Origin of the sequence: Nitratireductor luteus (genome assembly GCF_026162365.1) — a bacterium.
GTDB classification, from domain to species: domain Bacteria; phylum Pseudomonadota; class Alphaproteobacteria; order Rhizobiales; family Rhizobiaceae; genus Chelativorans; species Chelativorans luteus.
On record NZ_JAOANW010000005.1, the window covers coordinates 311,278 to 334,779 of the forward strand.

Annotated in this window: 23 protein-coding genes; 11 read left to right on the top strand and 12 right to left on the bottom strand. The window is 62.2% G+C overall.

The window, feature by feature from the left end; translation table 11 throughout:
- Window positions 1–26 precede the first annotated feature (26 nt).
- From N1058_RS08480 to N1058_RS08490, 3 genes are all read left to right on the top strand, one after another.
- Window positions 27–842, top strand: coding sequence for a glycosyltransferase (locus tag N1058_RS08480; protein WP_265517065.1), 816 nt, complete (start codon window positions 27–29; stop codon window positions 840–842).
- On the top strand, window positions 842–1,729 hold the full coding sequence (locus N1058_RS08485) for an NAD-dependent epimerase/dehydratase family protein (protein WP_265517066.1): 888 nt from the start codon (window positions 842–844) through the stop codon (window positions 1,727–1,729). Before N1058_RS08480 ends, N1058_RS08485 begins: the two co-directional genes overlap by 1 nt.
- Window positions 1,730–1,862: 133 nt before the next feature.
- The gene (locus N1058_RS08490) at window positions 1,863–2,255 is read left to right on the top strand and encodes an acyl-CoA thioesterase (RefSeq protein ID WP_265517067.1); all 393 of its coding nucleotides are present in this window, start codon (window positions 1,863–1,865) and stop codon (window positions 2,253–2,255) included.
- 104 nt (window positions 2,256–2,359) lie between these two features.
- Here N1058_RS08490 and N1058_RS08495 read toward each other — a convergent pair whose 3' ends face one another.
- The 6 genes from N1058_RS08495 to N1058_RS08520 all read right to left on the bottom strand — a co-directional run bounded on the left by N1058_RS08495 (window position 2,360) and on the right by N1058_RS08520 (window position 8,068).
- Window positions 2,360–3,658 (bottom strand): hemolysin family protein, encoded by a 1,299-nt coding sequence (locus N1058_RS08495; protein WP_265517068.1) that lies wholly within the window; start codon window positions 3,656–3,658, stop codon window positions 2,360–2,362.
- A 54-nt stretch (window positions 3,659–3,712) separates the two neighbouring features.
- Window positions 3,713–4,486 carry an extensin-like domain-containing protein gene (locus tag N1058_RS08500; protein WP_420847958.1) on the bottom strand — a complete coding sequence of 258 codons (774 nt, stop codon included), beginning with the start codon at window positions 4,484–4,486 and terminating at the stop codon, window positions 3,713–3,715.
- Window positions 4,487–4,656: 170 nt separating this feature from the next.
- Entirely contained in the window at window positions 4,657–5,379 is a 723-nt protein-coding gene (locus N1058_RS08505) for an extensin-like domain-containing protein (protein WP_265517069.1), read from the bottom strand.
- Between the two features lie 55 nt (window positions 5,380–5,434).
- Entirely contained in the window at window positions 5,435–5,860 is a 426-nt protein-coding gene (locus N1058_RS08510) for a DUF3775 domain-containing protein (protein ID WP_265517070.1), read from the bottom strand.
- A 70-nt stretch (window positions 5,861–5,930) separates the two neighbouring features.
- Window positions 5,931–6,821: a DMT family transporter gene (locus N1058_RS08515; protein ID WP_265517071.1), complete on the bottom strand. Its 891-nt coding sequence runs from the start codon at window positions 6,819–6,821 to the stop codon at window positions 5,931–5,933.
- Window positions 6,822–6,937: 116 nt separating this feature from the next.
- Window positions 6,938–8,068: a PQQ-dependent sugar dehydrogenase gene (locus N1058_RS08520; protein ID WP_265517072.1), complete on the bottom strand. Its 1,131-nt coding sequence runs from the start codon at window positions 8,066–8,068 to the stop codon at window positions 6,938–6,940.
- A 341-nt stretch (window positions 8,069–8,409) separates the two neighbouring features.
- On the opposite strand from N1058_RS08520, the gene greA reads away from it, so the two are divergent.
- Genes greA through N1058_RS08545 form a run of 5 tightly spaced genes read left to right on the top strand, consistent with a single transcriptional unit; the run spans window position 8,410 to window position 13,342 of the window.
- Complete coding sequence (greA, locus tag N1058_RS08525; protein ID WP_265517073.1) at window positions 8,410–8,883, top strand: transcription elongation factor GreA; 474 nt, start codon at window positions 8,410–8,412, stop codon at window positions 8,881–8,883.
- Window positions 8,884–8,891: 8 nt separating this feature from the next.
- Window positions 8,892–9,977 carry a glycosyltransferase family 4 protein gene (locus N1058_RS08530; protein ID WP_265517074.1) on the top strand — a complete coding sequence of 362 codons (1,086 nt, stop codon included), beginning with the start codon at window positions 8,892–8,894 and terminating at the stop codon, window positions 9,975–9,977.
- A complete protein-coding gene (locus N1058_RS08535; RefSeq protein ID WP_265517075.1) occupies window positions 9,974–10,909 on the top strand; it encodes a glycosyltransferase in 936 nt (311 codons plus the stop codon). The genes N1058_RS08530 and N1058_RS08535 overlap by 4 nt, the downstream gene beginning before the upstream one ends.
- 43 nt (window positions 10,910–10,952) lie before the next feature.
- Window positions 10,953–11,834, top strand: a complete 882-nt coding sequence (locus N1058_RS08540) for an FkbM family methyltransferase (protein WP_265517076.1) — start codon at window positions 10,953–10,955, stop codon at window positions 11,832–11,834.
- Window positions 11,835–11,869: 35 nt separating this feature from the next.
- Window positions 11,870–13,342, top strand: a complete 1,473-nt coding sequence (locus N1058_RS08545) for a glycosyltransferase family 4 protein (protein WP_265517077.1) — start codon at window positions 11,870–11,872, stop codon at window positions 13,340–13,342.
- Here N1058_RS08545 and N1058_RS08550 read toward each other — a convergent pair.
- Window positions 13,300–13,779, bottom strand: coding sequence for an Lrp/AsnC family transcriptional regulator (locus N1058_RS08550; protein WP_265517078.1), 480 nt, complete (start codon window positions 13,777–13,779; stop codon window positions 13,300–13,302). The two genes, N1058_RS08545 and N1058_RS08550, sit on opposite strands and share 43 nt — an antisense overlap.
- 353 nt (window positions 13,780–14,132) lie before the next feature.
- Here N1058_RS08550 and trxB point away from each other — a divergent pair, with 353 nt between their 5' ends.
- Window positions 14,133–15,107: a thioredoxin-disulfide reductase gene (gene trxB, locus N1058_RS08555; protein WP_265517079.1), complete on the top strand. Its 975-nt coding sequence runs from the start codon at window positions 14,133–14,135 to the stop codon at window positions 15,105–15,107.
- A gap of 134 nt (window positions 15,108–15,241) precedes the next feature.
- Window positions 15,242–16,132 (top strand): LysR family transcriptional regulator, encoded by an 891-nt coding sequence (locus tag N1058_RS08560; RefSeq protein WP_265517080.1) that lies wholly within the window; start codon window positions 15,242–15,244, stop codon window positions 16,130–16,132.
- Between the two features lie 226 nt (window positions 16,133–16,358).
- Here the strand turns inward: N1058_RS08560 and wrbA are convergent, their stop codons facing one another.
- Both wrbA and N1058_RS08570 read right to left on the bottom strand, forming a co-directional pair.
- On the bottom strand, window positions 16,359–17,006 hold the full coding sequence (wrbA, locus tag N1058_RS08565; RefSeq protein WP_265517081.1) for an NAD(P)H:quinone oxidoreductase: 648 nt from the start codon (window positions 17,004–17,006) through the stop codon (window positions 16,359–16,361).
- Window positions 17,003–17,935: an EamA family transporter gene (locus N1058_RS08570; protein WP_265517082.1), complete on the bottom strand. Its 933-nt coding sequence runs from the start codon at window positions 17,933–17,935 to the stop codon at window positions 17,003–17,005. Before N1058_RS08570 ends, wrbA begins: the two co-directional genes overlap by 4 nt.
- 80 nt (window positions 17,936–18,015) lie before the next feature.
- On the opposite strand from N1058_RS08570, the gene N1058_RS08575 reads away from it, so the two are divergent.
- A complete protein-coding gene (locus N1058_RS08575; protein WP_265517083.1) occupies window positions 18,016–18,507 on the top strand; it encodes a MarR family winged helix-turn-helix transcriptional regulator in 492 nt (163 codons plus the stop codon).
- A 123-nt stretch (window positions 18,508–18,630) separates the two neighbouring features.
- Here N1058_RS08575 and msrP read toward each other — a convergent pair whose 3' ends face one another.
- The 3 genes from msrP to N1058_RS08590 all read right to left on the bottom strand — a co-directional run bounded on the left by msrP (window position 18,631) and on the right by N1058_RS08590 (window position 23,474).
- Window positions 18,631–19,587, bottom strand: a complete 957-nt coding sequence (msrP, locus tag N1058_RS08580) for a protein-methionine-sulfoxide reductase catalytic subunit MsrP (RefSeq protein WP_265517084.1) — start codon at window positions 19,585–19,587, stop codon at window positions 18,631–18,633.
- Between the two features lie 99 nt (window positions 19,588–19,686).
- Entirely contained in the window at window positions 19,687–21,720 is a 2,034-nt protein-coding gene (locus N1058_RS08585; RefSeq protein ID WP_265517085.1) for an elongation factor G, read from the bottom strand.
- 221 nt (window positions 21,721–21,941) lie between these two features.
- Window positions 21,942–23,474 carry a putative bifunctional diguanylate cyclase/phosphodiesterase gene (locus N1058_RS08590; protein ID WP_265517086.1) on the bottom strand — a complete coding sequence of 511 codons (1,533 nt, stop codon included), beginning with the start codon at window positions 23,472–23,474 and terminating at the stop codon, window positions 21,942–21,944.
- Window positions 23,475–23,502: the final 28 nt, after the last annotated feature.

Here is a 23,502-nt window from a genome sequence, read left to right on the forward strand (position 1 = left end):
CCCCATCTGAATTAGGAACGCGCAGGATGAGTTTACCCAACGCCTACGCCACCCTCGTCACCAACGCCGATTATGCCACGGGCGCGTTGGCGCTGGTGCGCTCGCTGCGGCTTTCAGGAACGGCGGCGGACATCGTCGTGATGCATACCGGCGGCGTGGCGGAAAGAGCGCTCGAACCCCTGGCAGCGCTCGGCGCACAACTGCGAAGGGCCGAACTTCTGCCTACCTCCAATGCGTTCAACGAGCGTCACCAGCGGGCGAAGCTGCACGCCGACGCGCCCTTCACCAAGGGCAACAAGCCGGCCTTCCACACGCCGCTGGATAATTTCGCAAAGCTGCGCCTGTGGCAGATGACGGAATATGAGCGGGTGGTGTTCATCGATGCCGACGCCATCGTCATCCGCAATATCGACCGGCTGTTCAGCTATCCGGAATTCTCCGCCGCGCCCAATGTCTATGAGAGCCTTGCCGATTTCCACCGGCTCAATTCCGGCGTGTTCGTCGCAAGGCCATCGTCGGCCACTTTCGAGGCGATGCTCGCCATGCTCGATGCGCCCGATGCCTATTGGCGGCGGACGGACCAGACATTCCTTCAGGCGTTCTTTCCTGCATGGCACGGCCTGCCGGTGTTTTTCAACATGCTGCAATATGTGTGGTTCAACCTGCCCGAGCTTTGGGATTGGAGGTCTGTGTCGGTGGTGCACTACCAGTACGAAAAGCCCTGGGAAAAGGATCATCCGAAGCGGGTCGAGCTCCGGCCGCTGATCGATCTGTGGCGCGCCTACTATACGGGCGAGGGTGTGCCCGACGTCGACGCGCTGGCCAATCCGACAGGTTCCTGATGGCTGCGCCGCGCAGCATCGTCACCGGGGGAACCGGCTATGTCGGCCGGTTCATCGTGGAAGCCTTCTTGCGCGCCGGCCATGAGGTTACGGTGATGGGGCGCCGGCCGCCAGCGGAGGGGTTTTTCTCGCGTGCCATCGCATTCGTCCCGCTGGACCTGAAGCACTCCGCGATCGACCGCACGGCTTTTGCGCGTGCCGATTTCCTGGTTCATGGCGCCTTCGACCACGAGCCCGGCAAATATCGGGGCGGCGAGGGGGACGATCCGGCCGGCTTTCGGCGGCGCAATCTCGATGGGAGCCTGGCGCTGTTCGATGCGGCGCGTGCGGCAGGGGTCTCACGCACGGTGTTCCTTTCCAGCCGCGCCGTCTATGGCCCTCGGACGGCCGGTGTCCGGCTGGCCGAGACGGATCCGGCACGACCCGACACGCTCTATGGTGAGATCAAGCTCGAAGCGGAAACAGCGCTGAGGACAATCGGTGGTGTGAGCTTGCGTGTCACCGGCGTCTATGGTCCCGCCGGTGTCGGAAAGACACATAAGTGGGCAGGACTGTTTCGCGATTATCTCGGCGGCAAACCGATATCGCCGCACGTGGGGACCGAAGTTCATGGCGACGATGTCGCCGCCGCAGTGCTGCTGGTTCTGGAGGTCGGTGCCGCTGAGGCCGAAGGGGAAATCTTCAACGTCTCGGACATCGTGGTTGACCGCCGCGACCTGCTTGCAATCGTGCAGAGGCAGGCGGGTTGTCAGCATCAGCTACCGGAGGCCGCAGATGTGTCATCCGTGAACGCAATGGAAACCGCGAAGCTTCAAAGCCTTGGCTGGAGGCCTGGCGGGGCGGCGCTGCTAGAGAAAACCGTTCCGGCCCTTGTCTTCACAGATTGATTCAAGGAGTTCCTGGAATGATTCCGTCTATCTGTGCAAATCCTTGAAACTGCGTGATTTATGCAGAGCGCAACGTTGACCCAGACGGTGCCGGGGGATACCGGATAAGCTCGATAATGATGCGAGGCAGCCCATGCCGGAAATTACCGCGGGTCCAGATGGTGAACTGACGCTACGCACGCAGGCCATGCCTGGCGATGCCAATGCCGCGGGCGATATTTTCGGTGGCTGGGTCATGGCGCAGATGGACCTTGCGAGCGGCATTCGCGCGGCCGAACGCGCCCGCGGGCGCGTCGTTACCGCAGCCGTCAAGGAGATGGCCTTCGCAAAGCCGGTGAAGATCGGCGATACTCTGTGCGTCTATACGCGTGTGGATAGCGTGGGGCGCACTTCAATCAAGCTCAAGGTCGAGGCTTGGTCGCAACGCTATCTTTCCCAGGAAATGGAAATGGTGACTCACGCGGATTTCATCATGGTGGCTCTCGATGCTACCGGCAAGCCGATGCCGGTGCCGCCGGAGGTTTAGCTGCCCCGGACATTTTACCATTTCACGGAAGCGGTAATGTGATCCAACTATTTGATTTCACGCATTCCGGTCGGAAAACCCGTTTCCGCTTTCCTGAAAATTCTCTAACGAGCTTCCGTCTGCCCGCCCCGGGACGCGATCACCTGGTCGATGCGACGGCCGTCCATATCCACGACTTCGAAACGCCAGTTCTCGATGTCGACCTTATTGCCGATCTTCGGCAGTTCCTGGAAATGTGTCAGAAGGAAGCCGGCGAGCGTCGAATAGCTGCGTTCAGGTGGCAGTCTGATGCTCAGATGGTCGGCCATTTCGTCGGCAGGCATCATGCCGGGGAGCAGCCATGAGCCGTCCTCTCGCTGAATGATGTCGAGTTCTCCTTCTTCCGCATCCGCGCGGAAGACACCGGCGATGGCCTCCAATATGTCTGCCGGCGTGACGACACCCTCGAAAGTGCCGAACTCGTCGTGCACAAGGACCATGGGCACTTCTGCTTCGCGCAGGAGCGTCAGCACGTCGAGGGCCGGCGTGTTGTCATGCACCAAGGGGGCGGGATGAACGCGGTCTGCGATGTCGAGGCCTTTTCCCTCGATATCGGCGATGGAGATGTCGCGGATTCTGATCACCCCCGTCAACGCATTCATCGAGCCCTTGCCCGCCGGCAGGAGTGAGTGATCGGTTCGGCGAAGCATATCGACGATGGTTTCTTCGTCGACCGTCAGGTCTATCCAGTCGACCTCACCACGTGGAGTCATGATCGCACGCGCCTTGCGGTCGGCAAGGCGCATGACGCCCGTGATCATGCGCCGTTCACCGCTCTCGATCGTACCGGCGTGCTCGGCCTCGGCGATCAATGTGCGGATTTCCTCGTCTGTGACATGACGAGAAGGTTGGGAGTTTTGCCCCAGCAGCGTCAGCACCGTGCGCCCCGAGATGTCGAGCAGCCAGACGAGCGGCATCGCGATGCGCGCAATCCAGACCATAATCGGCGCGACCCTGACCGCGATGCCATCCGCATTCTTGAGCGCGATCTGCTTGGGCACCAACTCGCCTATGATCAGCGAGACATAGGTAATCAGCGCGACGACGATGCCTATGCCGGCTGGATTGGCAATGGACGGAGGCACGCCTAGCGTAGCGAGCGTATCCGACAGCCTGACGCCCAGCGTGGCGCCGGAGAACGCGCCGGAAAGAACGCCGACGAGCGTGATACCTATCTGGACTGTCGAGAGGAAACGCCCGGGATCGGATGACAGCGCGATGGCGCGGGAAGCGCCACGTTCGCCCTTGTCGCGCCTGGCCTTCAATCGGGCCGGGCGGGCGGAGACGACCGCCAGCTCCGACATGGCCATGAAGCCATTGAAGAGGATCAGGATGAAAAGGATCGTCAGTTCGACAGCAATCATGTCTGCTGTTTACCGTACGGAGCGGGAAACTGAAATCGCTTTTCGCGCGAATGCTTATCTGCAGGCGCGATAGCCGTTGCGGCGGTCCTTTATGTCGAAGTGGAAGTGGTCCTTATGGTCGGCGTCGTAGCCGGGGCCGAGGACGGTGGTGAAGTAGCCGCAGCCTTGCGCGCGCACCTTGTTGAGCAGGCTCTTCTGCCGGAAGGCGAAGAAGCCGGGGCGGCGGACGTCGATATTGTTGCCGTTCTTCAGGGTGATGCTCATGATATCGAGGGCGTTGCCCTTTGAATGCTCCGAGGCGACGCTCGTCCCCCGGATGCGACGGCAGGAATAGCTTGAGCCCTGATGTATGGTGGCGATGCCGGAGAGATAACGTGTGCGCGCGGCGGGAGCGAGTTCGTTCCGCGTCCAGCGGGCGACCGTCAGTACCATGTCGCAAGTGAGCGTGGCGGCAGGCTTCATCTCAATGCCGCCCGACAGGCCGCTCACTTCCACTGGATAATCGATACGGCAGGCGCCGCCATCGTCGATGGGGGCAAGATCCCGGAACTCCACGCCAAGTCGCTTGAGCTGCCGGCGGCACGACACCTCGTCAACGGGCATGACCGCCGACGGGCTTTGCGGAAGCATCACGCGCGGATAGCTCATCATCATGGGATTGGAGGGGACCAGGTTCTGCAGCCCGCTGCCGCCTATGGCCGCGGTGTGCGTGCCAACATCGACGTTCGGGCGCATCACCGTGTCCACCGAACAGGAGGAAATCAGCAGGAGACCCGCCAGCACGCCGGCTGCCCGCGTGAGCGGGCCACCAGGTGCGAGGCTTCGCAAGGAACGCCTGAACTGAAACACGCTCTTCCCCCTGTCGGACAGCACCGGCATCTTCCGCCCGCCTCTGCGGAAAGATCCGCAAGTGGTCGAAACGGAACAATCCTGCCGTATAAGGGTAAAGGAAAGCTGTGCGCGGCGGTTAAGAGCTGTGGCGGAAATATGCTTCTAGACTAGCGGCAATAGGCGCCGCCCCGCCGCCGTTTCATGTCCAGATGGAAATGATCGGCATGATCGGCGTCGGTTCCGGGGCCGAGCACGGTCGTGAACAAGCCGCAGGCGGCCGCGCGGAGCGCGTCGAGAAACTGCGCCTCAGGACTGTCGGCATCTTCGTATTCGCGAACGACGACGCGCCTCCCGTCGGCGAGCGTCAGGCTCGCAATATCCAATGCGTTTCCGAAGGCGTGCTGGGAGAGGTTTTCCGTGCCTCGCCGGACCCGGCATATATAGGCGGAAGCGTGGTTCACGGCCTCGATCCGCGACTTGAAGTGGGTTTCGGCAGCCTTCTGGCCGGCCCGTTGGACAAGCTGCGCGGCCGCACGCGCCGTAGGGCAATTCATGACGCCGGTCGGGTGCAGCGCCATTGCCGGGCCCAGCGCGGTGACGTGGATCGGGTGGGGCAGGCTGCAGCCGCCTTCCACCTCGACCGCCTCCGCATCGGAGAAGGAAACGCCCAGGCGTTGAAGGTCGCGCCGGCAGGCCTTTTCGTCACCGGGCAGGGCGGGCGGCGACTTTTCCTCCAGAGGCATGGTTGTCTTTACGGGCGGATCGGCCTGTACACGAAACAGCGGTATCGGGGCCTTGTCGGGGAGACCGACATCTCCGGTTCCCGCATGCCCGATGGTGGCGGGCAGAAAGAGAAGCGGCAGCATCAGCGAGAGTCGATATGTGAACATGGCCGGTTGGCAATCCCTGGCTGCAATCTCTTCTTTGCAAACCATTTCAGATTGATCAAGCGCCCAGTTCTTCGAGGCCTTCTTCCAGCCAGTCGCTCAGCATGGGCATGCTTAGGAGATAGCCCGCCAACCTCTGGTTGACCCGCTGCTGCGCGCCCGTCACCGCTTCGTTCCATTCCTGGCGGTCGTAGTCGCCTCGGCCAATCCAGGCGATGGCGAGAAGTTCCGCTGCTTCATCGACATTGAGGTCGGCGACAAGTTCCCGGAACTCCTCCTCGGTCAGGTTTTCCTCTTCTTCTTCCTGCAGGCCGTCATGGCTGTGGGCATCGGTGGCCTGGTCGGAGAACTCGATCTCGTGTTCGTGGCCGCTGTCGTAGTCATCATTGACGGCGGCGGAGAAGGCGCGTGCCTTGGCGGCGAGCATGCGCACCGTGTCGGGACTGATCGAAAAATCCCAGATCTTTTCTTTCCTTGTCTTCATCGCGCGCTCGCTCTTTCGATGCCGGCATCATAGCTGAAAACAGGAGGCCTGCCAGCAGGTTGCATGTGGCCTAGCCAGCCGGCTGGCGTGGCCGGCGCAGGGCCGGGACGATCTCGACCATGAGAATGGCCGAGAAGATCAAGACGCAGCCTGCAAACCCTGACGCGGGGAGCTGTTCGGAGAGGAAGACCGCGGCAAACAATGCGGCAAAGACCGCTTCGGTCGACAGGAAGATAGCGGCCTGGGGGGCGGTCGTGTAGCGCTGGCCGATCACCTGCAGGGTGAAGGCGATGCCGCCGGAGAATATGCCGGCATAGAGGATTTCAGGTGCGGCCAGCCTGATCGCCGTCATATCGACGGGTTCGAATGCGAAGGCCAGGGCCAGCGCGATAATGGCGGTGACTGCAAACTGCGTGACCGCCAATGTCACGGGACGGCCCGTTCCGGCGGCGCTACGCTGGATGAAGATCACCTGGAGCGCCCAGAAAGCCGCGCACAAGATGGTGAGCCAGTCGCCTATGCGCAACGCCACGGCGCCCCCGCCAGAGAGCAGCCAGATGCCCGCGAGCGCGCAGAGCGTTGCCGGCCAGACGATGCGGTGCGGCCATTGGCGGAAAAGGATCACACCGAAGAAGGGCACCATCACCACGTACAGGCCGGTGAGGAACCCTGAATTGGTGACGGTCGTGGTCAGCAGGCCTACCTGCTGGGAGGTCATGCCGCCGAACAGCAGGACGCCGATCATGAGAAAGGCTCGCCATTGATGCGCGGCAAGGGGCTCGGCCGCATTGCGGCTTTCACGCAGGGCGAAAGGCAGCATCGCCAGGCCCGCAACGGCGAAACGCAGGCCGATGAAGAGAAGCGGACCGATTGCCTCCATGGCCGTGGACTGGGCAACGAAGCCCATGCCCCACATGGCACCAGCGGTTAACAGCAGGAGATTGGCCTGGATACGGGTCATGACTTCTCACGCGGATGAACGGGCAATTTTCAGGCGAACGCCGTAGCAGGCCGGCATCCGCGCGCAAACGGGCAGACGCCCGTTGCCTGCTGGGCCAGAAGCGAGCGTGTCACGATTTATTCGGCGCGTGAGATACGGATGATCTGGCCGTTGTCCTCGTCGGTCAGCAGCCAGATAGAGCCATCGGGAGCCACATTCACGTCGCGAATGCGGCCGAAGGCTCCCTCGAACAGACGCTCCTCGCCAACAATGCTGCCTTCACCGTCCCGGTCGAGGCGGGCGACGAGTTGGAAGCTCAGCGCGCCTACGAGAAAATCGCCCTGCCATTCGGGGAACATCGTGCCGGTATAGACGGCCATTCCGGAGGGGGCGATGGAGGGGTCCCAGTAATATTCGGGCTGTTCGTAGCCTGGCGCCTCCGTGCCCCTGCCGATCGGCAGGCCGGAATAGTGCCGGCCGTAGGAAATGACGGGCCAGCCGTAGTTCTTGCCGGCTTCCGGCCGGTTCACCTCGTCGCCGCCGCGTGCGCCATGCTCGACGATCCACAGCGCGTCAGTGACCGGATCCCAGACGGCGCCTTGCGGATTGCGGTGGCCGATGGACCAGATTTCAGGCGCCGCGCCTTCCTGACCGACGAAGGGGTTGTCCTCCGGCACACCGCCGTCGGGCAATATACGAAGGACCGATCCTGCATGGTCGCCGGCAACCTGCGCGCGATCCGGCTCGCCGCGCTCGCCGATGGTGAAGAATAGCGTTCCGTCGGGCGCGGGAACGATGCGCGACCCGAAATGCTGGCCGACTCCGGTCTTGCGATTCATCGAGAAGATGGTCTCGACGCTATCGAGGGCGGGCGGTTCGCCTTCGCGCACCAATCGGGCGCGCGCGATCGCCGTGCCGGCGCCATCCGGACCGGGCTCCGAATAGGAGAGAAAGATCGTGTCGTTTGTCTCGAAATCGGGGGAGACCCTTACGTCCAGCAATCCGCCCTGACCGAAACTCGCGACTTCCGGCACGCCCGTGATGGGCCCCGACAGCTTGCCATCGGAGAAAAGCCGCATGGTGCCGGAGCGTTCAGTCACCAATGCCGCGCCATTCGGAAGGAAATCGAGGCCCCAGGGATGGTCGAGGCCTTCGGCCAGCACTTCGGCCCTGAGTTTGACACCCTCCGCTTCGAAAATCTGGGCACTGGCGCCGATAGGCGCTGCCACCAGAATCGCGGCGGCGGTGGTGAGAGCAAGGTTTCTCATCTTGATGTCTCCGGTTCCTGTGGAACTTCCCCTCATGCGCACATAAGGTCGAGACGGCATAGCGCCAAGGCTGTAGGGCGAACTGCCACGCCTGTTCTGGCCTGCGCGAACCGTCTCATTTTGCCGGCTCCATGGTGTCCGCCTTTTTCATCCTGTGTCCGCTTCAAAAAAAGTGGTGAAAATTATAGCGGGATTGCTATATTCGGAGGGACTCGTACGAGACGGTTCCGTGGCCTGTGGCTGTCGGACCGTTTTCTTTTTGTACCCTTGGAACAGCCGTCGGCCTCAGCAGTATCGCGGCCGGGGGCAGGGCAATCTTCTGCTTTGGGAAGGTGAATGAGATGAATAAGGTCCCGATGACCCTGGGCGGATTTGCTTCGCTGAAGGAGGAACTGCGCTGGCGACAGCAGGAAGAGCGGCCGCGCATCATCGAGGCAATCGCGGAAGCGCGCGCTCATGGCGACCTTTCGGAGAACGCCGAATATCACGCCGCCAAGGAGGCCCAAAGCCTGAACGAAGGGCGCGTCGGCGAACTGGAAGACCTGATCGCACGCGCCGAAGTCATCGACGTGACGAAACTGTCGGGCGATACGGTAAAGTTCGGCGCGACCGTGGTCCTCGTCGACGAGGATACGGAAGAAGAAAAGACCTACCAGATCGTCGGCGACCAGGAAGCCGATGTGAAGAACGGGCGCATTTCGATCTCCTCGCCTATCGCGCGCGCACTGATCGGCAAGGGCGCGGGCGATACCATCGAGGTCAACGCGCCCGGTGGCGCTCGGGGCTATGAGGTCCTGCGGGTCCAATACGGCTGAGCCGGGCCATGGGGGCGCATGAGCGGAAGGGTGGGGGCCTTTCCCGCCCGGCCGTGCGCCAGGTCGAGATCGTCGCTCCCAATTTCAAGCGCCGGCTTTCCGGCGTGACCAGCACCATCGTGCAACTGGTTCCGCTGCAGGCGCAATCCGTCTGCATTGCAACGCTGGGACCGGGGCTGCCCGAGACGCTGCCCCGGCTTGCATGGCGGCAGGTACCGGGGCTGCTGCGCCGGCCGCAAGGCAGGCCCTTCCGCATATGGCATGCGCGCCGCAATATCGAGATGCTGGCCGGGGTGCTGCTGCGCGACGTGCTGCGCGCTCCAGTGCGTCTTGTCTTCACCTCGGCGGCACAGCGCCGCCACAAGCCGTTCACGCGCTGGCTGATCCGCCGGATGGATCGCGTGGTGGCGACAAACACCCGCTCCGGCTCCTACCTGGAAGTGCCGCACCGCGTGGTCATGCACGGCATCGACATCACGCGCTTTCATCCGCCGGCCGGACCTGAAGACCGGTGGCAGGCGGCCGGATTGCCGGGAAAATACGGGATCGGCTGTTTCGGCCGGATTCGCCACCAGAAGGGCACGGATATTTTCGTCGACGTGATGATCGGGCTGCTGCCGCGCTATCCTGATTGGACGGCGGTGATCCTTGGCCGGGTGACGGCGGAAAACCGAGCCTTTGCCGATAGCCTTCAACGAAAGATCGAGGAGGCGGGCCTTGGCAAGCGCATCCTCTTTCTCGGCGAAGTGCCGGATGTCAAACCGTGGTACCGGCGGATAAGCCTGTGTGTGGCGTCGTCGCGCAACGAAGGCTTTGGGCTGACACCGCTGGAGGCCATGGCGTCGTCGACCGCGACCGTCGCGAGCGACGCGGGCGCCTATGCCGAACTGATCGTGCCGGGCAAGACCGGTGCGGTCACGCCGGCCGGCGATGCCGGAGCGCTGGCGCGGGCGATCGAGCCCTATCTGGCAGACCCGGCGATGGCCGAGCGGCACGGGGCGGCGGGGCTGGCGCATGTGCGCGGCAGCTTCGGCCTCGAAAACGAGGCGGCGAGCCTGCGCGCGGTCTATGAAGAGCTTTGGAGCGGGCAATGAGCCGCGCCCTCATCATTGCGCGCGACAATGCCTATGGCTTGACGCAGGATACCGCGATCCTCAAGGGGGCGCTGGAGGGCGCGGGGCTCGAGGTCGCCACGGCGACGCCGAAGCAGCGCGGCTTTCTGGACCGCATTCTCGGGCGGAGGAAGGCCGACATCGCCTTCCACATGGAACGGGTTTTCCCGGCCTGGATCGGCGGCGCGGGAACGAATATCCTGGTGCCCAACCAGGAGCGCTTTCCGCGCAGGCATCTGCGCCGCCTGAAGCTCATCGACCAGGTCTGGGCCAAGTCGCGGCACGCGGAGGCGATTTTCGCGGGGCTCGGGGTTCCCACGGAATATTGCGGCTTCGCCTCGCCGGACCGCTATCTCCCCGAAGTGGAGAAGGATTGGGACACATTCTTCCACCTTGCCGGCGGCAGCACGCTCAAGGGCACCGAGGACATCCTGACCCTGTGGCGGCGGCATCCCGAATGGCCGCAACTCGTGCTCGTGCAGAAAGCGGACAATGCGCCCGCGACCGTGCCGCCGAATGTCCGCCTTATTTCTGGCTATACAGACGACGATGAATTAAGGCTTCTGCAGAACCGCTGCGGCATCCATTTGTGTCCGTCGCGCGCCGAGGGATGGGGGCACTACATCCTGGAGGCGATGTCCTGCGCGGCTGTGACCATCACAACCGACGCACCGCCGATGAACGAGCATGTGAGTGCGGAAACGGGGGTGCTTGTTGCATGGGACCGGAAGGAGCCTCGGCATCTGGGGGAGAATTACTTTATAGATTCCAGTCTGCTTGAGAAGAATATTGACCGGCTCCTTGGGCTAGGAAAGAATGTAAAGCAGGAGTTGGGTTTGCATGCAAGACGGTCATTCATAAGAGTTTATGAGGTCTATAAAAATCATGTCGGGCGGCTTGTAAGGAAATTGTAGGATAATATTGATCTATTCAGTGGACGGAATAAAGGGCGATTGCATGAGTAGTTCTAAGTGGCCTTGGGGAAAGCTCCAAAAATTATACAGAAAGATTAACAGTATACCGAGGAGGTACCGTCCAAGGCTATGTGTGTATGTGGGCGACGGGATTGTCCTGACTGAAACGATCTTCAAGCGATTAATTTACGTTGATGGGAAAGATATCTCATTATCGCCACATATAATGCGAACAGGACAGTGGGAGGAATGGGTCGCAACCTTCTACCGACGGGAACTCAAGTCCGGAGATGTTGTAGTAGATATAGGTGCGAACTGCGGCTATCTGACATTGCTGGCCGCTGACCTCATTGGCCACTCCGGCTACGTACTAGCCTTTGAGCCCCAGGAGAAACTCGCTCGTCTCATCAGAAATAGTGCGGCTGTCAACGGATTCCAGCCGCGTGTGAGCGTTGTGACTTCTGCTGTGGGCGAATCGGAGGGTCGTGCCAGACTTGGACATATCGGTGACTACCGTGGTTCGAGTTCTCTAGTTCCGGGGTTTGGTGAGGGGGATAGCAACGAAGTCGAGGTTGTGGCACTCGATACGGCGCTTTCGAGCATTTCCAAGAGGATCGACCGTGAACTGACCCCGGCCTTCATAAAGGTCGACGTTGAGGGTTTCGAGTATTACGTGTGGAAAGGCATGCAGCGCCTCGTAAACAGCCATCGCGGGCCGCTGACAATCCTTCTAGAATTCACACCTGATCGGTATATCGATCAAGGACAAGATCCTGATGCGTTTCTGGCCGAACTGTCGAGCGCAGGATTCTCATTGAGCGTTCTCGATCCGCACAGTGCAATGGAGCGTCCACTGGTTGCGCGAACGGTTGCCGAGGCATGCCCGCCTGGCCAGTATCTTGATCTCATTGCGCGGAGATCATAGGGGCTAAACGCCATTGCTGCTCTGTCAGGAGGCACATGAAAAAGCACTGGATCGACACGACGGGCGTCATTCGCTGGGGTGCGCAGCCACCCACCGGTATTCAAAGGGTTGAGCTGACCATTTGCAGCGCTGCGCTCGGTCGTGAGGATGTCGGTCTCGTCGCGCTGGACGGCGTGGCAGGGAGATACCGGCAGCTTTCCCGCCGCGACCGCGACTTCCTCAAGTATATCGCAAGCGGTCGGTGGGCGGGAGAGAATGCAGGCTACTTGAAGCGTCTTTGCTCTGCGTTCAAATATTTGGACGTTCAGTTCAACTATCAGGATAATGAAACGTCGCGGCGCCTTGCGCAGGCCGTTCTGGCCAACGGCCCGCGTAAAGGACTTGGATATGGCGTTGTCAAAACGCTGATCCGGCTTGTGCAGTGGCTATATCTCGGCGGCCGGGGGTTGATCTCGGTCGGACGGGAAATCCTGAGGCGCCTAGCTGGAGAGCCTGGGAACACTTTTGCCCCGGGTTCGGTTCTGCTCGTCTCGCATGAGGTGAACCGGCATAGGCAGCTCGACGGCGCGCTGTCAAAATCGGCCCTGTCGCCCGTGCATCTCGTGCACGACCTTATTCCGGTGCTGCAGCCGGAACTCACTACCGAGCGGTTCACGGCTTCGATGAAGGGCTTCTTTCACCGCATTCTCACGCGCCCCGAGCCCGTTATCGCGGTGTCTCAGGCGACGCGGGACGAGCTGTTGCGGTGGGATGCGACGACTGTGAAGGCTGGGTATCCTTTCAGCATCAAGGTCTGCCCGCTTGGTTCGGCGCTGGTTTCCACCGATGCAGTGACCGAGCCGGTTCCCGGGCTGGCTGGCAAGCGTTTTGCTCTTTACTGCTCGACCTTCGAGAAGCGCAAGAACCACGCGTTCCTGGTCAAGGTTTGGGCGCATCTGGCCCGGACGGTGGATGCCGATCTGCTGCCGGACCTCGTCCTCGTGGGGCGGCGAGGTAACGCCACGCCAGCCGTCGAGGCTGCGCTTGCCGAGGCGCCGGAGCTTGAGGGGCGGGTGCATATCATGTCGGGTATCAGCGACAAGCAGCTCAACTGGCTCTACGGGAACGCCACGCTCGGCCTCTTCCCATCCAGCGCGGAAGGGTGGGGGCTTGGGGTTTCGGAGTGCATGGCTAACGGGCTGCCCACGGTCATCGCCGATGTGCCGGCGCTCCGGGAGGCGGCGCAGGAGCTGATGCCTACGCTGCCGATTCTGGATTTCGACGCATGGGCGGAAACGCTGCGCGGGCTCATCGAGGAGCCGGAGCGCCTTGACGCGCTGCGCCGCGTGGTAACCGAACGCTACGACAGGGGGTCGCCCGAGGGCTTCGGCGGCTGTGTGCTCGACTATCTGGAACTGCTTGCGCGCGAAGGGCTCGATGCGGCGCGGCTCCCGGACGCGGGCGAGGATCCGGGCATGAAGCGGCGTCAGGCGGGGTCGATGGCAACCAGTCCCTCGTCCTTGACCTGACGGATGGTAAGCGCCGTGCGAACGGTGTCGACATTGGGCGCAGAGGTCAGTTCCTCGATGACGAAGGTCTGAAAGGTACCGAGATCGGTTGCCACGCAGTGAAGCAGGAAGTCCGAGTCGCCGGAGACCATCCAGGCGCGGCGGACGATGGGCCATGTGCGGGAGCGCTCGGCGAAGGTGCGCAGTTCCACCTCCGATTGATGATGGAGGCCGACAAGGCAGAACGCGACCACGTCGAAACCCAGGGCAGGGCTGTTGAGAAGCGCGCGGTAGCCTTTGATGATGCCGTTTTCCTCCAACCGCTTGACGCGGCGCAGGCAGGGCGGCGCCGAGATGCCGACACGCCGCGATAATTCGACATTGGTGATGCGGCCGTCCTTCTGGAGTTCGCGGAGGATCTTCCAGTCGATGGCGTCGAGGTCGGCCTTCAGCGGCATTTTTTGCCCTTTTCTACGCGGCTTGCGCACGAATCTGTCGCATGTTTGAAATAAAACTACAGCAAGGTGAGGCCAAGTCCAAGGGCGCAGATGCGCTAAGGGAGCGTCGGGTGTCCATTCGAACGCACGAAGGATGCGCTGCTCCCTTATTTGCCAGTATTTAGGCGAACGCCAGGTGATGCCACCTGTCAGCAAAATGCTATAGCCGTTCTTTCGGGCGCTTCGTTCGCGAAAATGCCGGCCTGCAACCGATGTAGCTGTTGGAAAACCGTTCTTCGCCTTGCACGCGGGTATATGGAATACTTAGATCAGGATGATTTCGCGGACCGTCCGCATCGAGGAAAGGAATACTCATGACCAGCCGCCACGCGCCCGTTCTCATCATTGGCTCGGGGCCGGCCGGCTATACCGCGGCAATCTATGCCGCGCGTGCCATGCTGAAGCCGGTGCTCGTCGCCGGTCTCGAGCAGGGCGGCCAGCTGATGATCACCACCGATGTGGAAAACTATCCGGGCTTTGCCGATCCCGTGCAGGGGCCATGGTTGATGGAGCAGATGCGCGCGCAGGCGGAGAATGTCGGCACGGACATCGTCAACGATATCATCGTCGATGCGGACATCTCCATGCGGCCCTTCCGGCTGACCGGCGATTCGGGCACGGTCTATACCTGCGACGCGCTGGTGATCGCGACGGGGGCCAAGGCGAAGTGGCTGGGTATTCCCTCGGAACAGACTTTCATGGGCTTCGGCGTTTCGGCCTGTGCCACTTGTGACGGATTCTTCTACCGCGGCAAGGACGTGGTGGTCGTTGGCGGCGGCAACACGGCGGTGGAGGAGGCGCTGTACCTGGCCAATCTTGCAAGGAAGGTGACAGTCATTCACCGCCGCGACGAATTCCGTGCCGAGCGCATCCTTCAGGAGCGCCTTCTGGCGCGGGAGAATGTCGAGGTCCTGTGGGATATGGTGGTGGACGAGATCGTCGGCGATCCAGCCAAGCCGCCGCTGCCGCCGTCCGTCAACGGCATCCGCGTGCGGAATGTAAAGACGGGAACGGTGAGCGACCTGTCGGTCGACGGCGTGTTCGTCGCGATCGGTCATGCACCGGCGATCGAATTATTTGAGGGTAAGCTGAAGCAGAAGCCAAATGGCTATCTGTGGACCGAGCCCAATTCCACGCGTACGGATGTGCCTGGTGTTTTTGCCGCCGGAGACGTGACGGACGATATCTATCGCCAGGCGGTCACGGCGGCAGGCCTTGGGTGCATGGCTGCCCTTGAGGCGGAGAAATACCTGGCAGGATTGGAGGCGCACCGCGAAGCAGCGGAATAGGCATTACGGCCCACCGGCGTGCCCTAAGGTCGCATTGACACGAGGGGCTGGCCTGGTGCCAATCAGACAAGCGCTGCTGAGGCAGAGCCAAAAGAACGGTTGCACGCCCAAAACATAACGAGGGGAACAAGGCGTTGGACTGGGACAAATTACGTGTGTTCCACGCGGCCGCCGCCGCGGGATCCTTTACCCATGCGGCTGAAACGCTGCATCTTTCGCAGTCTGCCATCTCGCGCCAGGTCAGCGCGCTGGAGCAGGAGGTGGGCGTTCCCCTGTTCCACAGGCATGCGCGGGGCCTTGTTCTGACCGAGCAGGGCGAAATCCTCTACAATGCCGCCCACGAAGTGCTGATGAAGCTTGAAAGCGTGAAGGTTCGCCTGTCCGAGACGAAGGACAGGCCCTCGGGCATGCTCAAGGTTTCGACCACGGTGGGCCTTGGCACCGGCTGGCTCACCGAGCGGCTGCCCGAGTTCGGGGATCTTTATCCCGACATCCAGCTTCAGCTCATCCTCGACAATGAGGAACTGGACCTGACGATGCGTCAGGCCGATTGCGCGATCCGCATGCGCCAGCCGCAGCAGCCGGACCTCATCCAGCGCAAGCTGTTCACCGTGCATTTCCATCTCTACGCGTCACCCGGCTATGTGAACCGCCACGGCAAGCCGGCCTCCATCGACGATCTCGACCGGCATCGGATCGTGACTTTCGGCGAGGCGGTGCCCGCCCATCTCAGCGATATGAACTGGCTGGAGGCGGCAGGCCGGCCGGAAGGCGTGAAACGCGCCGTTGCGCTGCAGATCAACAACATCCTGTCGATCAAATTGGCCGTCCAGCGCGGCGCGGGAATCGCCATGCTCCCCGATTACGTCGTGGGCAAGGAGAGCGGTCTCGTACAGTTGTTGCCGGAAACGGCGGTGCCGTCGTTCGATACCTATTTCTGCTATCCCGATACGATGAAGCATCAGGCGAAATTGCAGGTTTTCCGTGATTTCCTGATTTCGAAATCGCGCGGCTGGACCTTTTGAGGGTACATAGACTGTTCACCTATGCAAAAGTGCATGGGTGCAATGCAAAAGCTGGTGGTTGTTATTTGGGCATCAAATGCCCATATCTTGATCATTCACAGGGGCGTTCTCCTCCCATTTGCCCCCGTGAATGTTCCCCTCTGGAGGTTTCGCCTTAACAGGCACTTCCAAATTTTAAGCCGGATCTTTCGATCCGGCTTTTTTTTGGCCGAGTGGCCGGTGACGGTCAACCATTCAGCCCTGCAAGCTGAGTTTTCTGCTGGGCTGGCTGTGTCAGATCAGTCCCTCGTATCCCGGTGGCAATGCGGGCCACATGCGCTCCCTGAAAGCGGGCGCCCTCCAGTTCGTTGGCGCTTGGGCGGCGGTCCCCGCCAGCTTCATCGCTGGCGATGGTGGTGGCGCCATAGGGGGAGCCGCCGGTTATCTCGTCCATTCTGGCCTGGCCCTTGAAGGTGTAAGGAAGCCCGACTACCACCATGCCCAAATGCATGAGCGAAGCCTGCATGGAAAGCAGCGTGTGCTCCTGGCCCCCGTGCTGGCTGCCGCTGGAGGTGAAAACACTGCCGATGCGCCCGACCAGGGCATCTTCCGCCCATAGGCCGCTCAACTGGTCGAGAAAATCTTTCATCGGCGCTGCCATGTTGCCGAAGCGCGTGGGTGTGCCGAAGACGATTGCGTCGTAGCCTGGCAGTTCGTCGGGCGTCGCGATTGGAATCTCGCCGTCTCGCTCGCCCGGCGCCTTGCGCGCCGCAAGTTCGGGGATGCGCTTCAGGATGACGTCGGCGCGGGCTTCCCGCACACCTTCGGCGACGGCCCCGGCCATTTCGGTAATGTGGCCGTAGGCGGAATAGTAGAGCACGAGTATGCGGGTCATGAGGCGGCTCCTGTACTGGGCGTTGGTTTCTGGGTTGCCGGCAGGGGCAGTTCCTGCCGGTGGACGGGTGTGGAGGATACGGCGCGGCGCTGGGCGGTCTGAGCCAGCCAGACCGAGGCCAGAACGACTGCCATTCCGGCCAATTGGGGCGGGGTCAGGTGCTGGCCGAGGATTGCCCAGCCGAGGACCACAGCGGTGAGCGGGCTCAGGAACCCCAGCGGGGCCACAGCAGATGGCTCCAGCCTGGATATGCCGCGGAACCAGAGGAAATAGGTAAAAGCGGCGCCGATGAGGCCGAGATAGGCGAAGCCGGCAATGTTGGCGCCCGTAAGGGCGGGCAGGGGCGGTTCGAGAAAGAGCGCGGCGGGCAGGAGCAGGATGCCACCGGCGGTCAATTGCCAAGAGGCGAAGGTAAGCGAGGAAACAGGCGGCTGCCAGCGACGGCTCAGCACCGTGCCTGCGGCCATGGACAACGCGCCGAAGAGGCCGGCCAGAATGCCCACGGGGTCGAGTGCCGCCTGCGGGGTGAGAATGAGCAGGGCCACGCCTGCCATGCCGGCGACGGCGGCGACGACGGCAAGCAAACGTATCGGCGCGCCGATGAGCAGCCGGGCGAGGAAAATGACCACCAGAGGCTGGATCGCACCGACGGTAGCGGCCACCCCGCCCGGCAGGCGGTAGGCGGTGATGAACAGCATCCACCAGAAGATCGTGAAGTTGAGCCCGCCGAGCACAAAAGCGCGGGCCCACCATACGCCGTGCGGGAGTTGCCGCATGATTGCGAGCAGCAGCAGGCCCGCGGGCAGGGCGCGCAGCATGGCGACCGTCAGCGGATAGCCGTCGGGCAGGAACTCCGTCGTCACCAGATAGGTGCTGCCCCAGATGGCGGGGGCGATAGCGGTCAGGAGAAGGTCTGTGTGCCTGGACATGGCGTCACCTCGAAATTATCTTGACCTCAAGATAATGCCATTTGTCTTGACGTCAAGATAATATTTGGGGATGATGCGGCATGGATCATGTCGACGGCATTCTGAAACAATGGAACAGGGAGCGGCCGGACCTCGACGTCGGTCCCATGGGGCTCATCGGCCGCATCAGCCGTATCTATGGCTACCTCATGCGGGAGATGAGCGAAACCTTTGCCAAGCATGGGCTGAACCGTGCCAGTTTCGACGTTCTCGCTACCTTGCGGCGTTCGGGGCCGCCCTACGCGCTCAGCCCCGGCGATCTGCTGGCGGCCACGATGGTGACCTCGGGCACCATGACCAATCGCATCGATCAGCTTGAAAAGGCGGGCCTAGTGGCCCGCGCGCATAATCCCGACGACCGGCGCAGCATGAGGATTTCGCTGACGCAGAAGGGGCGGGAGGTGATCGACGCCGCCGTCACCGACCACGTGGCCACGCAGGCTCGGCTGACGGCGATGCTGTCGGAAGAAGAGCGCAAGGCGCTGGACGGAATGCTGGGGCGCTATCTGTCGCGGATCGAGGGGGAGGGGTAGAGGGTTGCGGTTTGGGTCGTCGTTTCGCCGAAATTCAGTAGACGACACAAGTGTCGGCACTGCCCCTCATCCGCTTGCCGATACCTTCTCCCCGTGAACGGGGAGAAGGAGGGTAGCCGCCGCTCACATAAACAGCTTTTCGCCCTCCAGCCCTTCGTAGAGCCCGGCTACCTCGCCTCCATAGCCGTTGTAGATCACCGTCGGCACATCTTCATTGGTGCCTAGCACGCGCTCCATGGCCTGGCTCCAGCGCGGATGGGGCACTTCGGGGTTCACGTTTGCCCAGAAGCCGTATTCGTTTGCCGCGATCTGCTCCCAGAAGCTCCTAGGGCGTTCGTCGGTAAACGTGATCTTCGTGATCGACTTGATGGATTTGAAGCCGTATTTCCAGGGGAGAGCCAGGCGCAGGGGCGCGCCGAACTGGTTTGCCAGCGGCTTGCCGTAGACGCCGGTGACCATGAAGGCAAGGTCGTTGCGCGCCTCGGCCATGGTGACGCCTTCGACATAAGGCCAAGGATACCAGACCTGCTTCTGCCCGCTGGCCATGGCGGGATCGTGGAAGGTTTCGAAACGTACGTAGCGCGCCGAGGAAAGGGGCTTGGCGTGATCGACCAGCGCGGCCAGCGGAAAGCCGGTCCACGGCACGGTCATGGACCATGCCTCGACGCAGCGGTGGCGGTAAAGCCGCTCCTCCAGCGGAAACTTTTTCTCCAGATCATCGAAGGCGATGGTCATGGGCTCTTCGACCATGCCATCGATTTCGATGTCCCACGGGTCGGTCACCAGCGCTTCGGCCGCCTTGTATATCTGCTTATGGGAGCCGAACTCGTAGAAATTGTTGTAACGCGAACTGATGTCTTCCGGCGTGAGATCGCGCTCGATCCTGTAGGCGTCGTTGCGGCTGGCCGGGTAGAGCCCGCCGTCCTGTCCGCGGGCCGGCTTGGTGGCTGCAGCAGTGGCGAGCGCGAGGCCCGCGAAGCCCATACCTTGCAGGATGCTCCTGCGATTCAGGAACACCTCCTCGGGCGTGGCTTGTGCCTCGGGGACGGCCCAGCGGGGCTTGCGGTGGTAGACGGGCATTAGAACCTCCATGGCGTTCGCGCCGAAGGTAGCGCGTGCGGGCTATAGCACCAATCACAAGCGATCAATTTTACGCGTTCGCGACCCGTCTCCGCCTTGCTAAGCCGCCTTTCCCTTCCCGTTCATCGCTTCCTCGGCCTGGCGGCCCGTCAGTTCCGCCATATGGTCGAAACGCGCCTCGTAGCTTGCCGCGCCGGCGGTGGCCGAGCGCAGCTCGATGATCAGATTGGCGATTTCGGCTTGCGGCATCATGGCTTCGACGACGTCCCAGCCGTTCCAGCCCACGCGCGTGTCGAAGCCCAGGATCTGGCCTCGTCGCTGCGACAGGATCGCAGTCACTCGCGCCGTAGCGTCAGACGGGGTCGCCACCTCGACCTTCAGAATGGGCTCGAGCAGCACCGGCTGGCACTGGGGAAGTCCTTCCTTCATGGCAAGGCGCGCAGCCAGCTGGAAGGCCATATCGGACGAATCGACCGAATGATAGGAACCCTCGGCCAGATTGACCGCGATGTCGACTACCGGAAAACCGAGCGGTCCCTTCTTGAGCGCCTCGCGCACGCCGGTCTCGACCGAGGGAATATATTGCTTCGGTACCACGCCGCCGGTGATCGTCTCGGTGAACTCGAAGCCTGCCCCGCGCGGCAGCGGCTTTATGTCGAGGACGACATCGCCATATTGCCCATGCCCGCCGGACTGCTTCTTGTGACGGCCGCGCTGGGTCACGGATTTGCGGATGGTTTCGCGGTAGGGGATGGAGGGCGTGTCCGTGTCGACGGCGATCTGGAACTTGCCTTCCAGCCGCTCGCGCGCCACCCGCAGGTGCATTTCGCCCTGGCCGCCCAGGATGGTCTCGCCGCTCTCCTGGTTCTGGTCGACGACGAGGGAGGGATCCTCCTCCGTCAGTTTCTGCAGCGCAGCCGACAGCTTCACCTCGTCCTTGCGGTCGCGCGGGCGCAGCGAGGCGGTGTGGACGGGCTGCGGGATGGCGATGGAGGCGAGCGTCGGCGAGGCATCTTTCGCCGTGGTCAGCGTGGCGCCGGTGCGCGCCTCGTCGAGTTTTCCGAGGGCGATCGTGTCGCCTTCACCGGCCTTCTGCACCTTCTTCTGCTCCCTGCCCAGAAGTGTGTACAGGCCCGATACTTTGCCCGCGCCCGGAAGTTCCGTACCGTCGGCAATTGCGCCGGAGAGGACCCGGGCGACCGAGATCTTGCCGCCATGGCCGGTGTGCAGCGTTTTCATGACCTGCAGCACCGTTTCCCCTTCGGCATGGAGGCCAAGACGCTTGCGCGTTTCGGTGACGTCGGGCACATCGTGGCGGATCGCCTTGAGCAGGCGCAGGATGCCGTTGCCCTTCTCCGCCGCGCCGATCAGCACGGGCGTTACCGAGCCGGCACGCAGGTCGGCCGCCAGATCGTCGAAAATCGCGTCGCGGGGAGGCTCGATCTCTTCAAGAAGCTGCTCCATGAGCTGATCGTCATGATCGGCCAAGGTCTCCAGCATGGAGAAGCGGGCTTCGACCTCGCGCGCTCTGTCGTCGTCCGGGATGGGCTGGATTTCGCTCGGCGCATGCTCGCGGTAGATATAGGCGCGCTCCATCGCCAGATCGATCGAGCCGATGACGATACCGTTCTTGCGCAGCGGTATCTGGCGCAGAAGCAGCGGGACGGAGCTGACGGCCTGCAGCTCCTTCAGCGTCTCGCGCACGCCGGCGTCGCTCTTGTCCATCTTGTTGAGGAAAAGCATTCGCGGGATGCCCAGTTCGTCGAGCCGCTGCAAAATGACCTGAAGCGCAGGCAATTTCTTGTCGGCGGCATCGACCACCACGACCGCCGCATCGGCCGCCGTCAGAACGGGTTCGGCGTCGAAGCTGAATTCAACCGAACCGGGACAGTCGACGAGCGTGAGGCTTTCGTCCAGGAAATCGCATGTCGCGAAGCACGCCTCGATGCTCATCCCGTGCGCCCGGGCTTCGGGCGAAGGATCTCCTATCTGGTGCGTGCCGGACGAATGCTTTGCTATGGCTCCTGTACGGGCCAGAGTGGCTTCGAAAAGCGTGGTCTTTCCACTTGCGAAGGGGCCAAGAATAGCGATGCATTTCGGCCCCGTCTGCCTTCCGCCTGCTCGTTCTCCCATGAAACCGACCTCCTCTCACGCAACGCTCCCCAGCGGGATGCGCTTTTGGCGACCATGAGCGGCGGCCGGCCGTGCGGCCGTCGCGCGGTTGCGGCACCGGGCGTCGGTTGCAAACAGATGGGTATCGGCTCCCATTTTCCCGGCCCGAACAGCACCGTTCTTCTTCCAGAAAGCATCGTCACACGGCTTTCCCTTTTGGGCAAGTGGCTGACGGCAGCGGATCAGGCGGAACGAGCGAGAGCAGCGGGCGCGCTGTGCGGGACAGCGACGGCGAGCGATGTGGCGGCGGGCCTGCCGAGCAGAAATCCCTGGAAGCGGTTGCAGCCGGCTGCCCGCGCCAGTTCGAACTCGCTCTCCGTTTCGATGCCTTCGGCGATGATGGTCAAGCCCTGGATACGCGCGATCTGGGTGAGCGCGGAGACGAAGACCTGTGCAATGCCGTCTCCAGCGAGGTCGCGGATATAGCTGCGATCGATCTTGATCGCATCGATAGGCAAGGTCTTGATGTAGTTGAAGCCGCAGTGACCGGTGCCGAAATCATCGAGCGCGATGTGGAAGCCCATGGCCCTGAGGCGGGTAATGCGGCTGATGATCTCGGGCGTGGCAGCGGTGGCCACCGTCTCAGTGATTTCCAGAATGAATCGGCTGGCGCTGTTGCCGGTTTCGTGCAGGACCCGCCGCAGCATCTGCACGAGACCATCGCGCTTCAACTGTTCGCCTGAAACGTTGATGCTGATGCGGCAATCGGGGAACTTTTCGGCATCGCGGCAGGCGCGCTGGAAGACCCACTCGCCCAGTATGTCGATCAGGCTGGAGCGTTCGGCCACCGGGATGAAGTCGGCCGGTGAGATCATTCCGCGGACCGGGTGGCGCCAGCGTACAAGACCCTCGACGGCGAACACGGAGCGGTCTGCATTGGTCACCGGCTGGTAGTGCAGCTCCAACTCGTTGAGGTAGATTGCCGCACGCAGTTCGCGCTCCATGAAGCGGCGCTGGCGCTTTTCCGAAAGCATCTCCGCGTCGAAGACGGTGGCTCGGCCGCGCCCGGCGCTCTTGCTTTCATAAAGCGCCAGATCGGCAAGCTGCATCAGCTGCTTGGCGTTGCTCGCGTGCTCTGGCGCCATTGCGATGCCGATCGAGGCGCTGAGCGGAATCGTATGCCCTTCTTGAAGCCGGCCTTCGGCGAGCATCGCAATCAGCTTCGCAGCGCGACGACGGCAGCGGCCCAAATCATTGCCATGCATGAGTATTGCAAATTCGTCGCCACCAAGCCTGCCGACGATACAGTCTGGAAAACAGCGGCCTATGCACATGACCAGATGCGAGAGCACGGCGTCGCCGCAATGATGGCCGAAACTGTCGTTGAGCTGTTTGAAGTGGTCGAGATCGACCATCAGGAGCAGCACCTGGCGAGGTTTCGAAAGCGTGCCGACGGCGGCATTCAATTCCGCCAGGAAGCGCCCGCGCATTAGAGCGCCGGTCAGGATATCCGTTTCCGAGCGCCTGCGGTGTTCCGCCTCGACATGGTCTGCGTGACGCAGCCGGCCCGTTACACGGCGCTTCAGATAATCGAGGAGAACCGAGCCGGTGGCGATGAGGGAAACGCAAAGCAACAGAAGCCAGCCCTGCGCGGAGCTGTCCGGCGGCACCCGATGCCATGCCAGCGCGGTCGCTGCCATCGCAAGCACTAATAGAGTCTGAACGCCAATATACACCGGCCCGCCATGACTGCGGATCGTTTTAAGAATGCTCATCCCTGTCCCCCAAACCGTCCCGGCGCAG

Coding starts and splice junctions, on each gene's coding strand:
- N1058_RS08545 (WP_265517077.1), top strand. CDS start 11,870: ATGAAAAAGCACTGGATCGACACGACGGGCGTCATTCGCTGGGGTGCG.
- N1058_RS08515 (WP_265517071.1), bottom strand. CDS start 6,821: ATGACCCGTATCCAGGCCAATCTCCTGCTGTTAACCGCTGGTGCCATG.
- N1058_RS08485 (WP_265517066.1), top strand. CDS start 842: ATGGCTGCGCCGCGCAGCATCGTCACCGGGGGAACCGGCTATGTCGGC.
- N1058_RS08535 (WP_265517075.1), top strand. CDS start 9,974: ATGAGCCGCGCCCTCATCATTGCGCGCGACAATGCCTATGGCTTGACG.
- N1058_RS08540 (WP_265517076.1), top strand. CDS start 10,953: ATGAGTAGTTCTAAGTGGCCTTGGGGAAAGCTCCAAAAATTATACAGA.
- N1058_RS08520 (WP_265517072.1), bottom strand. CDS start 8,068: ATGAGAAACCTTGCTCTCACCACCGCCGCCGCGATTCTGGTGGCAGCG.
- N1058_RS08570 (WP_265517082.1), bottom strand. CDS start 17,935: ATGTCCAGGCACACAGACCTTCTCCTGACCGCTATCGCCCCCGCCATC.
- N1058_RS08585 (WP_265517085.1), bottom strand. CDS start 21,720: ATGGGAGAACGAGCAGGCGGAAGGCAGACGGGGCCGAAATGCATCGCT.
- N1058_RS08510 (WP_265517070.1), bottom strand. CDS start 5,860: ATGAAGACAAGGAAAGAAAAGATCTGGGATTTTTCGATCAGTCCCGAC.
- greA (WP_265517073.1), top strand. CDS start 8,410: ATGAATAAGGTCCCGATGACCCTGGGCGGATTTGCTTCGCTGAAGGAG.
- trxB (WP_265517079.1), top strand. CDS start 14,133: ATGACCAGCCGCCACGCGCCCGTTCTCATCATTGGCTCGGGGCCGGCC.
- N1058_RS08590 (WP_265517086.1), bottom strand. CDS start 23,474: ATGAGCATTCTTAAAACGATCCGCAGTCATGGCGGGCCGGTGTATATT.
- N1058_RS08550 (WP_265517078.1), bottom strand. CDS start 13,779: ATGCCGCTGAAGGCCGACCTCGACGCCATCGACTGGAAGATCCTCCGC.
- N1058_RS08480 (WP_265517065.1), top strand. CDS start 27: ATGAGTTTACCCAACGCCTACGCCACCCTCGTCACCAACGCCGATTAT.
- N1058_RS08490 (WP_265517067.1), top strand. CDS start 1,863: ATGCCGGAAATTACCGCGGGTCCAGATGGTGAACTGACGCTACGCACG.
- msrP (WP_265517084.1), bottom strand. CDS start 19,587: ATGCCCGTCTACCACCGCAAGCCCCGCTGGGCCGTCCCCGAGGCACAA.
- N1058_RS08530 (WP_265517074.1), top strand. CDS start 8,892: ATGGGGGCGCATGAGCGGAAGGGTGGGGGCCTTTCCCGCCCGGCCGTG.
- N1058_RS08505 (WP_265517069.1), bottom strand. CDS start 5,379: ATGTTCACATATCGACTCTCGCTGATGCTGCCGCTTCTCTTTCTGCCC.
- N1058_RS08575 (WP_265517083.1), top strand. CDS start 18,016: ATGGATCATGTCGACGGCATTCTGAAACAATGGAACAGGGAGCGGCCG.
- N1058_RS08495 (WP_265517068.1), bottom strand. CDS start 3,658: ATGATTGCTGTCGAACTGACGATCCTTTTCATCCTGATCCTCTTCAAT.
- wrbA (WP_265517081.1), bottom strand. CDS start 17,006: ATGACCCGCATACTCGTGCTCTACTATTCCGCCTACGGCCACATTACC.